Genomic DNA, 11,802 nt, shown 5'->3' with positions numbered 1-11,802 from the left:
TGTGGTGTTATCATTCTTAAACACCCCATCAATACCCCAAAGAAATGAAAAAGAAATTGATTTTAAGGCTTTTTACCGCCGCAAAAGTGCTGGTAATAGCGGTGTGGCTGCTCGCGACCGGCGCCCTGGTGGCTTTTAAGGCCGAAAAGCTGTACGACGATGTATTCGCACAACTGGGCCTCAGCAAAGCTACTGCCACTTCCAGTATTAAAAACAGCTTCCTGCAGGGATACCTTCAATACTACGGCGCCCGTAATATGAAAAGCATCGCCCAGGGCGACCGCGAAGCCGTTACCCGCGATCTGCTTGCCTATACCAAAGAATATGTGCAGAGTGAGGAATTCAAAAAGGCTTACCTGGACCACCGCGCCAGCAACAAACCGCAGGAGCCGAAGCCGGCCAAAACCGAGCAGGAAATCCGCGCTAATTATATAGAAGAAACAAAGAAGGCGGTTAAAAACCTGGAAGATGGCCTCAAAACCATGAAGGACGCAGAAATGAAAAAGGCGCTGAACGAGTCGCTGGAAATGTTCCGTAAGAACCTGGAAGAAGCCGAAAAGAACAAAAGTGAGATGTTGAATATGATCATCGAAGGTGAGAAGTCCAATGCCGAATACAACAAAACGCAATATGTTAACGACCTGGCCGCCTGGAAGGAGGCCTATCCCGAAAGCCCGGACGGTTACGTGAAACAACGCCTCCGGGAAATGCTGGAAGCCACCGAAAATGTGGATTTCGGCGCCCAGCTTAGCGAGCGTAATGGTAAAAAGTATTTTGTAAATAAGGCTTACGAAGGCAAGTCTAATAATTGGAAAATGGCTTTCCGCGCCGGTAAGGAAGTAACAACCACTGCCCGGGTCTTTGCCCAAAACTGGTTGAAAGAGTTGAAGTAGTAAGTTTGATATGGATGTTTTAAGCGCCGGTGTTGTGTCCGGCGCTTTTTTATTTATATTGACATAAATACCACGTAATGAAAAAACGCCTTTCCCCGGGTTAACGTCAATGTTAATCTATCGCTATCTTTTATAGGCAGGTTGATTTTTGCTGCCCCGCTATTCTACCTTTACTGCGCTACAAGGCTTTACTATGTCCGACCTCCAATCCGGCAATATATGCGAGCAACTGCGGAGTGGCCACTTCGAAACATTTGAATGGCTGTTCAATACCTATTGGGATGAGTTATTCCAGTACGCCGCCCGTATTCTCGGCAGCCAGGAAGATGCGCAGGACGTGGTGCAGGATTTGTTCGTAAATCTCTGGGAACGCCGCGAAAACCTCGATGTAAGTACCCACATCCGCAACTACCTCTTTAGTGCCACCCGCAAAAAAATCCTCTGCAAGTTCCGCGACGATGGTTTAAAAGAGAAACATCTGGAGCAATTCATTCTCCATGGCGAGCTCCGTTCGGAGCTTACCCTCAGCAAAGTCATTAATAAAGATATCCGCCGCCAGCTGCAGAACGATTTGCAACGGTTACCCGAGAAAGAACGGCAGGTGTTCGAATGGTATCATTTTGACGAATTGAGCATCCGCGAAATAGCCAGCCGGAACGGCACGGCCGAACAAACCGTGCGCAACCAGCTCGGGAATGCCTACCAGAAAGCACGGCCCATCCTGGGTAAGCTTCTCATGTTCCTCTAGTCAATATTACCAAAATGTTAATCCCGCCTTCCCGATAGTTAAAACGGACCGCGACTGCAACTTATCATAAACAACGCAGTTGAACCAGTCGCAATTTCAGACATTAGTTAACAAGTACCTGTCCGGACAGGCTACCACCGAAGAAGCCGCCCTGGTAGACCAGTGGCTCGACGCGATGGCCGCGAAGGGTACTATGCCCGGTGGTGACCTTTCTCCCGAAGAAAAAGAGCTGCTGCGCCGCAAGATGTTTCTCGCCATCCGGAAGCGTACCGGCCAGCTGCCGCAAATTAAATCCTGGCGCCGTTGGGTGGCTGCTGCTGCCGTGGTGCTCCCCCCTGCCGTGGCTGCCTGGTGGTTTACTTCGCGCAGCAAGCCCGAATCCGTACAATACCCGGTGCTCAGCACCGGTATAGGCGAGCAGAAAATGATTCACCTGGGCGACAGCAGCCGTATCTGGCTCGCGCCTAATTCCCGGCTCCGCTACCCGGAAACTTTCCGCGACGGCCGGCAGGTAACCCTGCTGTCAGGCGAGGCTTACTTCGACGTAGCCCGCCAGCCCGAACATCCTTTCTCGGTAAAAGTAGAAAGCCTGCAGGTGGACGTACTCGGCACCGCCTTTAACATCCGCGCCTATAAAAATGCACCGTCGGTAGCAGTGGCGGTGAGCAATGGTAAAATCAGGGTGATGCATGGTGTGCGGGAACTGGGTACACTTACGGAGCAACAGCAAATCCTCGTCGCCAAAGGATCTTATGAAATAAGCCGCCATCAGATCGCAGCAGAAAATATCGAGGCATGGAAAAACGACCGCCTGTTCTTCGATAATACCCCACTCGCCGAAGTGCTGCATCGCCTGGAAGATTACTACCCCGTGCGTTTCGAAACTGTGGGCGAGATGGCCCAGGATATCCGTATCAGCGGCTCTTTTAATCTCCGCATGAAACCGGAAAACATCATGAGCATCCTCGAAGAGTTTACCGGTCGTGTTCATTTTAAAGCAACAAATAAAGGCATCTATACAGTAACTATTCAACAGTAGAACAACCTATCAACATACCAGATATGAAAAGATGTATTACTCATTCCGCAAGAGCCTTACTCGTGGCAGGTTTACTCCTGGCCTGGGTAACGGCTAACGCGCTCGCCCAGGACAAAGGACTGGTGCGGCAGTTGAACGTAAAAGCAGGTCCCCTGGCCGATGCGTTGCGCCAGCTGCAACGGCAGGCTTCTGTAGACATTGTTTACGATGCCGCCGTATTAAACCGCTACACGGTAAAAGAACAGGAGTTTCGCAACCGGGAGGTGGAAGACGTGCTGAAAACTTTATTAAAAGGCAGCAACCTCCAGTTCTCCGAAAAAGAAGGGGTAATTATGATTAAGCCCTTACAGCAGCAGGCGCCGAAGACCGCGATCAAAGGTGCGGTGCTGGATGCCGAAAACGGGAACGCACTGCCGGGCGTAAGTGTACAGCTGAAAGGCAGCGGCAATGGCGTAGCCACAGACGCAGCGGGTAATTTTTCCATTATGGTGGATGATGCTTCCAGAGCGGTGCTGGTGTTTAGTTACATTGGTTATAAAAGCCTGGAAGAACCGGTTAAAGGCCGCTCCGCCATTACGGTACGACTGAAAGCCGACGCCAGCACGCTCAACAGCGTGGTGGTAATTGGTTATGGTCAAACGAAAAAGGCGACCTCACCGGCGCTATTTCCAGCGTACGGCGCGAAGACTTTAACAGCGGTGTATTTTCGTCTCCTGAACAGCTGTTGCAGGGTAAAGTGGCCGGTCTTAATATCACCCGCAGCGGCGATCCTAATGCAACGCCTGCTATCATTCTGCGCGGTCCTTCTACCATGCGCGGCGGCGCGGCGCAGGAACCGTTTTATGTAATCGATGGGGTGCCGGGGGCGTCTATCCAGCTTGTGGCGCCGGACGATATCGTATCTATCGACGTACTGAAAGATGCTTCGTCTACCGCGATCTACGGTGCACGTGCCACCAACGGTGTAATCATGATCACCACCCGTAAAGCAAAAGACGGCCAGTCCTGGTTAAGCTACAATGCTTACGCGGCTACCGAAAAACATCTAATACGATTGATGTTTTGTCCGGCGATCAGCTGCGGGCATACCTCGAGAAATACAACAGGAGCCTGGCGCCGGGCAATAACGACGGCGTTAACACCGACTGGTTTAAGGAAGTAACCCGCAGCGGTTTTTCTCACAACCATAATATATCCTTCGGGGGAAATAATAAGAAGACGAATTACGATGCAAGCGTGAACTATCTGAACAACGAAGGTATCATGAAAGGCTCTGCGCTGAACCGTATTATTCTCCGCGGTAACCTGGAGCAGCTGGCCTTCAACGACCGCCTGAAAATCGGCGTATCTGTGAGTAACAGCATCTCCAACCAGGAAAACATTCCCCAGCTGGTGTTCCAGAATATGTACACTTACCTGCCTACCGTGAATATCAAAAACGCGGATGGTACTTATAAGGAGGATTTCAGCCGTACGCGCAACTACCTGAACCCGGTATCGCTCATTTACAATAACCTGGACCATCTCAAAACAAAGCTGATGCTCGGCAGCGCCCGTGCAGAACTAAAAATAGTGGACGGACTGCGTTATACGTTGAGCATGTCTATGCAGGACGAGCAGCTGAACCGCAACATCTACAATAACCGTTATTCCGGTCTGGCGCAGAACACGAACGGTCTCGCCGTCCGCAACGCCTACACCAATACCAAAAAGATCCTTGAAACCTTCCTGAACTACGATCGTACTTTCGGTCAGCACGACCTGAAATTACTTGCCGGTTATTCCTGGCAGGAGGATCGTAACGGCGATGGTTTCCAGGCTTCTGCAAGAGGTTTTGTAACCGACGGTATCACCTACAATAACATGGGCCTCAGCGATCCGCCCGCCGGATTCCTGCCCGACTATGGCAATACCAATATTAAAACCCTGCGCTTCATTTCCTTCTATGGCCGCGCCAGTTACAGCTATGCAGATAAATATATTGTGTCTGCCTCCCTCCGCCGCGACGGCTCCTCCGCATTTGGCGCGAACAACCGTTGGGGCCTGTTCCCGGCACTTTCCGGCGCATGGCGCGTGAAGCAGGAGAACTTCCTGAAAAATGTAAGCTGGCTGGATGATGCAAAAGTGCGCGTAGGTTATGGTATTACCGGTAACGCCCGGGGCTTCGATCCGCTGATCGCTGTATTGCGTTACGGTACAGAAGGCCGCTTCTTTTATGATAACCGTTATATCAATGCCATCAGTCCCCTGCAAAACGACAATCCCAACCTGAAGTGGGAACGTACAGACATGCTGAACGCCGGTGTGGACCTGAGTTTCCTGAACGGCCGGTTGAATGTGGCAGTGGATTACTACGTGAAAAATACTGCTGACCTGATCTGGACATACGCGGTGCCTTCTACCATGTACCTCGTGGATGTGCTGACGGCCAACGTAGGTAAGATCAGCAACAAGGGTATAGAGTTGCAGTTGGATGCGGTTCCTGTGGCGGCAAACGGCTTCACCTGGCGCACCAGCCTGAACCTGGCGCATAATAAAAATACCGTGGAGTCGCTGAGCAACAGCACTTTTGCGATCGACTCAATCCCAAGCGCTTACCTGGGTGGCAAAGGCAATGGCAATCCATCGCAGCAGGTGCGCGAAGGCAAGCCACTGGGTGCTATTTATGTAGCACAGTATGCGGGTAAAGATGCGAATGGCAAATCCCAGTTCGTGAAAAAAGACGGCACCCTGTCTATCGCAGTTCCGCTGGCCAGCGATTATGTATATGCCGGCAACGCGCAACCAAAGCTGATTTTCGGTTGGAACAACGCTTTCTCTTACCGCAGTTTTGACCTGAACTTCTTTTTCCGCGGTGTAACGGGTAATAAAATTCTCAATGGAACACTGGCGAACCTGAACAGCCCGAACGATGGCGAGAACATTAACATTCCTGTATTCTCTTTAACAGAAGATTACGGCGATGCGAATGCACACGTGCTGAGCACGCGTTACGTAGAAAATGGTGCTTACCTGCGGATGGATAATGCGACCATTGGTTACAAAGTGCCGGTGCATAACAACTACATTAAAGGTCTGCGCATTTACGCTTCAGCCAACAATGTGTTTGTTGTTACAAAGTATCGTGGTATCGATCCTGAAATCAATATGGGCGGGCTGGAGCCTGGTGTTGATAACAACAACTTTTATCCTAAAACCCGCTCCTTCCTCTTGGGTGTAAACGTTAATTTCTAAATTTTTTATTCTTCTCAGATATGAAAAAGATATGGTTAATAGGCGCAGCGGTTTGTAGTGTAATGACTGCTTGTACCGATCTGGACGTGCCTGTGGAATCAGAACTGACGAGCAGCAACTTTCCTACTACACAGGAAGGCTTTGCAGCTGCTTCCGGCCCGGCTTATACACAGCTGGCCAGCATTTACGCAGTAGAATATTGGAGAATGCAGGAGCTAAGCACCGATGAGGCAATCATTCCGGCGCGGGGCGGTAACTACAACGACGGCGGGCAGTACCGCGACCTCCATAAACATACCTGGACCGCTGATCACACCAACATCAACGGCTGCTGGAAATGGGGTTACAGCGGCATCAACAAATGTAACAGTATTCTTGTATTGTTCGAGCGTGCTCCGGACGGTGCTGCCAAACAGACGGCGCTGGCGGAAATTAGGGTGATGCGCGCCTTTTTTCATTTCCTGATGATGGACCTGTACGGCAACGTACCTATTATCACCAAATTTGGCGCTACCGAAACGCCGAAACAAAGCACCCGCGCAGAAGTATTCACCTTCATTGAAAAGGAATTGAAGGAGGCATTGCCCGACCTGAACGATGGTCCAACTACCGCGAAGAACTATGCGCGTCCGACTAAGTCAATGGTGTTTGCGCTCCTTACCAAAATGTACCTGAACGCGCCGCAATACGCCGCTAAAACCATGTACCCCGAAACCGTGGCCATGGCCGACAGCGTGCTGAAACGCACCTACTTTTCACTGGATGGCGATTACATGAGCATCTTTGCCCCGGAAAACGGCCCGCAGATCAAGGAAACCATTTTTGCGGTGCCTTACGATCCTAACTATATTAAAGGCAACCACTTTACACGCTTTGGCTTGCATACCTCGCTACAGGCGAAATACAGCATTCCTTTCCGTCCGAGTATTGCACTGAGCACGATCGCTTCCTTCTACCAGAAGTTTAACCTGCCGAACGATACGCGTAATGCCACCTGGCTGGCGGGCAAGCAGTTTGATTTCAGTGGTGCACCTATCAATATAACCACTACTAAAAAGGGGCTGGACCAAACTATGCCGGTACCGACGGTAGTGCCACGATCGTTTGGCAGCTGGAGTTTATCCCGGAACTTACCTTGGAAGATGTGCCTAACATGGACATTGGGAACGACGAACTGGGCAAGGCACAGGGAGTGCGCTCCATCAAGTTTTATCCTGACAAAAATGCCAATACACAAGACCGTTACCAGGGGCAACGACTTCCCCGTATTGCGACTGGCGGACGTGATGCTTATGAAAGCGGAAGCGATCCTGCGTGGGGCAGCACCTACCGTGATTAACGGCGAAATGCAAACAGCCGACGTGCTGGTGACTAAAATCCGTACCCGCGCTAAAACCACGGCAGCAACCGGTGTTACCCTCAATGACCTGCTCGAGGAGCGTGCCCGCGAAATGGCCTGGGAGGGCTGGCGCCGTAACGACCTGATTCGCTTTGGTAAGTTTGAAGACAAATGGGGCTTTAAAGATAATGATGAAAGTTACCGTCGGTTGTACCCGATCCCGAATAATGAGATTGTGCTCAGCGGCGGCAACCTCACGCAAAACACTGGTTATATTAAATAAATAAAGAAAGAGCGGGACATACGTTCCGCTCTTCTTTTTCATAGATAAAATGAATTAAGACAGACCGGGCAACAGCAACTGCGGCGGGGAAACGTAAATGATGAATATTATTATCCGATAAAGGGAAGTGAATCGTTGATTAGCAGTGGTATTTGATAGGGGATGAAAGGCGGTCTGCAACTGTCGTTGCGCGAGCTAGCCGGGGTTTGTAACCGGTAGCCGCATGTTAGCGGTATTTGGTTATAGGGGCTTATGAATGAAAGGCCGTCCTTGAACACCAGTGGCTTACTAAATAATTTTGGGGCTAAATGGTAGTTCAAAAATATAATGGATTTTTTATTCATGCACGAGGGGAAATACGCAATTTTCCCTTGCGTATTTATACGCATCGGTCAATAGGGATAAGGGTTTGTGTAAAATTCCAGAAAAATACACAGGAGAGCGGGCAAGGAGTTATGGAAGATAACCGCATCCTATAGAGATCATTTGACCATCCTTACTGAAATGGGGGTATTTTGGTATAAATGCACCTCGCCGAAACCATAGTAAAACCAGGCATCTCCGAAGAATAGTATAGGGAAGAAGCAAGCCAGGAGCAACCCTGGCCCTTTCGCTGCCCTTTAACTGCCCTTTGCCTGCCCTTTCCCTACCGGTGGAAAGCGGGCGGACGCAGGAGCGGGTGGGCAAAGCAGTTGAAATAGAAAAAGCGTTGTATATCAACGCTTTTTGAGAAGTTACTTGGCGAGATAGGCGCCATCTATCGGGTAGTAGCTGCCCGTTACAAAAGAAGCCTTGTCAGAGGTAAGCCAGATAACGAGTTCTGCCACCTCTTCGGCTTTACCCAGCCGCCCGATGGGATGCAGTGAAATAAGCATCTGCTTAGCCGCATCATCCATGATATCCAGCAAGGGGTGGCGATAAAGCCGGGTCCCACAGCGTTTACGCGAATGCCCTTCGCGGAATACTCCAGTGCTGCGTTCTGAGACAGGCCCACTACGCCATGTTTGGCTGCCACATAGGCACAGGAGTTGGCAAAACCCACCTGTCCCAGTATCGATGCCATGTTAACGATAGACCCGCCGCCCTGTTTCTCCATCTGCGGAATCTGGGCGCGCATGCAGTAAAACACGCTGCTCAGGTTAATGCTGATTACCTTGTCGAAGTTTTCCACGCTCAACTCGCCTGTCGGCTTAACGTCACCGGCGATACCCGCGTTGTTGCAGGCCGCGTCGAGCCGGCCATAAGCCTTTACGGTAGCCGCAACCAGCTGTTCGCAGTCCTGCGGGCTGGCCACGTTGCATTTCACAAAAATCGCCTGTCCGCCCAGCTCTTTGATTTTCCCGGTCACCGCCTGTCCATGTTGCTCGTTAATGTCCGACACCACCACTTTTGCCCCGTGGTTGGCATACAACAATGCCGTAGCTTCCCCGATGCCCGAGCCGCCGCCCGTTACCAGGGCCACTTTGCCTTCAAATAGTTTTTCCATTGCGTATTTTTTAGGTGAAAGAATCGATATTTGTTCCGGTATGGGTTGGCAAACAATAAAATAACACAGGTGTAGTTATATTGTTTGTCGGCTTAAACGTTAAATTTTTCCCGTTATGCCTGTGTGCAGAACCTTATTCTTTTCTTTTGTCCTGTTCCTTTCGCGCGGCCTGTCTGCACAAAACCTCGTTCCCAATCCAAGTTTTTCCGACATCAACATTTGTACAGAATATGCTTCGCCCTGCGAGCCGGCTGCCTGGTGGCGGGTTGCGCCGCATGTCCGGCGCGCTTCGCCGATTTTTAATCCCAGCGGAGCGGGCAGCGGCGAGAGTTATATACAACTGGAAAGCGGCATGATGGCGCAACAGCGCCGCGAGTATATGCAAACGCGACTATTGGCGCCGATGAAGCCGGGTAAGAAGTACCTGATCACGGTGTACGCGGGCTCGCGCGACGATGCCGCACCGGGTATAGACCTGCTGTTTGCCGAGCATGATGTTTACGCCATGTTTGTACAACGCCTCGATTACACGCCGACCATTGAGCTGCGTAAAGCCCAGCAGATCAAATTCAACAAGCCCTGGCATGTTTATCAGTTGGAGTATATACCAGACAAACGATATACGAACCTTATCTTAGGCGACTTCTCACCTTCCCGTGTGCCGCGTAACCATGAAGAATCAGGGCCAAAGTATCTCTGCGTGGACAGCATCTGCGTAGAACCAATCGAAGCCAAAGAAAAACTCGATCCCGCCATGGTGAGGAACGTGTACAACGAACATCACCGGCATACCCTGCCAGATGCTTTTCTTCGCGATCACGGGCTTGACCTGGTCCGTATGGTACCCACCGCTCCCACAGACACCAGTGCGTGGAGAAAGTGGCAGGATTTGTCGCAAAAGCTGCATTCCCGCGGCGGCAGGGTGACCATCGATCCTAAAATGCGGGAATTGCTGCAGAACGGCAGCTCGCATTGCGATACGCTGATCATCGGCAGTGGCATTTTTATTAATAATGGGGCGGGACTGAATACGGATTTCGGGTTTGTGCTGGATAGCGCCCTGCAGTATTACGAAAGCGGCAGGTCCGGTAAGATAAAAGTGATCGGGCACGTGAACCAGCCGGGCACCGACCGGTTTAACGAATTGCTGTCGGTCGACAGGGCAAAGGAGGTGGTAAAACACCTGTATACCGCGCCGGGTTTAGTTACGATGATTTTGAAGTAACGGGCATGGGCCGCAGTAAGCCGCGGTACGATACCGGCACGCTAAAAGGCCGGCAGGATAATGAACGGGTAGAGATTATTGTTTGCTCGCCGCCGGTATTTTTGTCTGAAGTACCGCCCGCACCGCCAAAGGCGGATACGCTGGTGATTCCGGACGTGCTGTTTAAAACCGCCAGCGCCGCACTGGAGCCACGTTTTATGGCGAAGCTGGATTCAATGATACAAAAGATTCCGAAAGATAAGGTGGAGTTGCAGGTGATCGGTCACACCGATAATGAAGGCACCGACGCGTACAACGACGACTTATCGCGGCGCAGGGCCAGTACCGTCTCCACTTTCCTTGGCATGAAAGGATATGGAGATAAAGTGCGGTACATTCATGGCGAAGGAGAACGCCGGCCCGTAGCTACCAATGCCACGCCGGAAGGCCGGCAGCGGAACAGGCGGGTGGAGATTATCATTCATAAAATAGTGGATTAATCCGTTTCGATTAAGGCATATACCTGGTCGTTCAGGTACGGTCCACCAGGGTTCATGGCGCTGTAATCGAGGTTGATCCAATATTCGCCTTTCATTTCATGATATGATATTTCGCGTACTGGCGGGTGATTAAACAGGTGTACGATCGCCTGTTTGATGAGTTCAAAATCTTCTTTATTACCACAATACAGCTCCGGATACGCGTGCCCGCGGATAAGTACGATCCTGCAACGCGCCCCGATGGCTTCCAGGCACGACGCCATTAAAATAGAGTGGTCGTCGCAGTCGCCCCCAGCCCGTTCTGGATCGTTTCCTGGGGAGTAGCGAAGTATTCATCGCGTAACACATCATTCACATATTTAAAGTTCTGGCGAATGTATTTGTACAGCGACAGGTAGCGGACGATCTTACCATATTTGGGAAAATAATCGTCGAAGTAGTCGAGTGAGTGTTGTACTGCGAAGTTGCGCACGACAGAATCCTTGTAGGTCATCTTTGCGCGGATGCCTTTCACCGTTTTGTCCCGGTAAGTCTCCACCTTTCTCGGGTAAAAGCTCAGGATGTCCAGCTGTTTATTGTCGCGCGAGCCCCAATTACCCTGTACCATACCCTTGTAATCGTTCAATACGTTGCCGAAGCTGTAGCTGTCGCGGAACAGGTTGATCACCAGTACCCCAAATACCAGCACGAACGCCGGGATAATCAGCGGCTTAAAAATCCACAGCAGGAGCCGGGTAAACAAAAACGCCGTTAAAATAGACAGGAAAAGGTCTATATGGAGAGTGCCCAGCTTAATCGGCGGAATAAACCGGTTAATGTACGGCGCCATTGGCAACAATGTCAGTAAGCTCAGGAAGTTGAGCAGGAAGGTCTGTATGGTGGTATATTTCCTTTCGTCTAATGCCATGGCCTGTAAAACCTTAAAATTATGCCAGAAAATGCTTACTAGTCAAAAGTAAATAATTTATAACTGACGTGAAATTAACTCTAAAGAACGTTGCTTGCTCATTATGAAGGCATTATTGACCGGCCGCCACTATAAAAAAACTCCCCGTCCTTTTGGAGGAGCGGGGAGC

General features: G+C 50.6%; 11 protein-coding genes and 2 pseudogenes. 9 read left to right on the top strand and 4 right to left on the bottom strand.

Translation table 11 applies throughout. From position 1 onward, the window contains the following. Nucleotides 1-44: 44 nt before the first annotated feature. From MKQ70_RS26400 to MKQ70_RS26370, 7 genes and pseudogenes are all read left to right on the top strand, one after another. Nucleotides 45-893 carry a hypothetical protein gene (locus tag MKQ70_RS26400; protein WP_248075551.1) on the top strand — a complete coding sequence of 283 codons (849 nt, stop codon included), beginning with the start codon at nt 45-47 and terminating at the stop codon, nt 891-893. Nucleotides 894-1,086: 193 nt separating this feature from the next. Next, nucleotides 1,087-1,641: an RNA polymerase sigma-70 factor gene (locus MKQ70_RS26395; protein ID WP_248075549.1), complete on the top strand. Its 555-nt coding sequence runs from the start codon at nt 1,087-1,089 to the stop codon at nt 1,639-1,641. A gap of 79 nt (nt 1,642-1,720) precedes the next feature. Continuing rightward, entirely contained in the window at nt 1,721-2,680 is a 960-nt protein-coding gene (locus MKQ70_RS26390; protein ID WP_248075547.1) for a FecR family protein, read from the top strand. Nucleotides 2,681-2,703: 23 nt separating this feature from the next. Next, nucleotides 2,704-3,291: pseudogene (locus MKQ70_RS41525) on the top strand (DUF4974 domain-containing protein); the annotation flags it as partial. A 53-nt stretch (nt 3,292-3,344) separates the two neighbouring features. Beyond that, nucleotides 3,345-3,842: a TonB-dependent receptor plug domain-containing protein gene (locus MKQ70_RS26380; RefSeq protein WP_248081674.1), complete on the top strand. Its 498-nt coding sequence runs from the start codon at nt 3,345-3,347 to the stop codon at nt 3,840-3,842. Continuing rightward, nucleotides 3,743-5,914, top strand: a complete 2,172-nt coding sequence (locus tag MKQ70_RS26375; RefSeq protein ID WP_248075545.1) for a SusC/RagA family TonB-linked outer membrane protein — start codon at nt 3,743-3,745, stop codon at nt 5,912-5,914. Before MKQ70_RS26380 ends, MKQ70_RS26375 begins: the two co-directional genes overlap by 100 nt. A 20-nt stretch (nt 5,915-5,934) precedes the next feature. Further along, nucleotides 5,935-7,536, top strand: coding sequence for a RagB/SusD family nutrient uptake outer membrane protein (locus tag MKQ70_RS26370; protein WP_248075543.1), 1,602 nt, complete (start codon nt 5,935-5,937; stop codon nt 7,534-7,536). Between the two features lie 734 nt (nt 7,537-8,270). On the opposite strand, the gene MKQ70_RS42740 is transcribed toward MKQ70_RS26370, so the two are convergent. Beyond that, nucleotides 8,271-8,411, bottom strand: coding sequence for an SDR family oxidoreductase (locus tag MKQ70_RS42740; RefSeq protein ID WP_372490038.1), 141 nt, complete (start codon nt 8,409-8,411; stop codon nt 8,271-8,273). Between the two features lie 86 nt (nt 8,412-8,497). Next, nucleotides 8,498-9,022: pseudogene (locus MKQ70_RS26365) on the bottom strand (SDR family NAD(P)-dependent oxidoreductase); the annotation flags it as partial. Nucleotides 9,023-9,137: 115 nt separating this feature from the next. On the opposite strand from MKQ70_RS26365, the gene MKQ70_RS26360 reads away from it, so the two are divergent. After that, nucleotides 9,138-10,247, top strand: coding sequence for an OmpA family protein (locus MKQ70_RS26360; RefSeq protein ID WP_248075541.1), 1,110 nt, complete (start codon nt 9,138-9,140; stop codon nt 10,245-10,247). A gap of 5 nt (nt 10,248-10,252) precedes the next feature. Then, nucleotides 10,253-10,726, top strand: a complete 474-nt coding sequence (locus MKQ70_RS26355; RefSeq protein WP_248075539.1) for an OmpA family protein — start codon at nt 10,253-10,255, stop codon at nt 10,724-10,726. On the opposite strand, the gene MKQ70_RS26350 is transcribed toward MKQ70_RS26355, so the two are convergent. Next, the gene (locus tag MKQ70_RS26350; RefSeq protein ID WP_248075537.1) at nt 10,723-10,989 is read right to left on the bottom strand and encodes a hypothetical protein; all 267 of its coding nucleotides are present in this window, start codon (nt 10,987-10,989) and stop codon (nt 10,723-10,725) included. The genes MKQ70_RS26355 and MKQ70_RS26350 overlap by 4 nt on opposite strands. Then, nucleotides 10,989-11,633 (bottom strand): hypothetical protein, encoded by a 645-nt coding sequence (locus tag MKQ70_RS26345; protein WP_248075535.1) that lies wholly within the window; start codon nt 11,631-11,633, stop codon nt 10,989-10,991. Before MKQ70_RS26345 ends, MKQ70_RS26350 begins: the two co-directional genes overlap by 1 nt. Nucleotides 11,634-11,802 lie beyond the last annotated feature (169 nt).

Origin of the sequence: Chitinophaga sedimenti, assembly GCF_023156195.1 — a bacterium.
In the GTDB taxonomy this organism is placed as follows: Bacteria; Bacteroidota; Bacteroidia; order Chitinophagales; family Chitinophagaceae; genus Chitinophaga; species Chitinophaga sedimenti.
Note: the sequence above shows the minus strand (reverse complement) of the source record. Positions and strands in the feature narration are given on the sequence as shown.

What these genes read in the sequence shown, in the direction of transcription:
- MKQ70_RS26360 (WP_248075541.1), top strand. Translation starts at nt 9,138, where the DNA reads ATGCCTGTGTGCAGAACCTTATTCTTTTCTTTTGTCCTGTTCCTTTCG.
- MKQ70_RS26370 (WP_248075543.1), top strand. Translation starts at nt 5,935, where the DNA reads ATGAAAAAGATATGGTTAATAGGCGCAGCGGTTTGTAGTGTAATGACT.
- MKQ70_RS26350 (WP_248075537.1), bottom strand. Translation starts at nt 10,989, where the DNA reads ATGGCGTCGTGCCTGGAAGCCATCGGGGCGCGTTGCAGGATCGTACTT.
- MKQ70_RS42740 (WP_372490038.1), bottom strand. Translation starts at nt 8,411, where the DNA reads ATGCTTATTTCACTGCATCCCATCGGGCGGCTGGGTAAAGCCGAAGAG.
- MKQ70_RS26345 (WP_248075535.1), bottom strand. Translation starts at nt 11,633, where the DNA reads ATGGCATTAGACGAAAGGAAATATACCACCATACAGACCTTCCTGCTC.
- MKQ70_RS26355 (WP_248075539.1), top strand. Translation starts at nt 10,253, where the DNA reads ATGGGCCGCAGTAAGCCGCGGTACGATACCGGCACGCTAAAAGGCCGG.
- MKQ70_RS26395 (WP_248075549.1), top strand. Translation starts at nt 1,087, where the DNA reads ATGTCCGACCTCCAATCCGGCAATATATGCGAGCAACTGCGGAGTGGC.
- MKQ70_RS26400 (WP_248075551.1), top strand. Translation starts at nt 45, where the DNA reads ATGAAAAAGAAATTGATTTTAAGGCTTTTTACCGCCGCAAAAGTGCTG.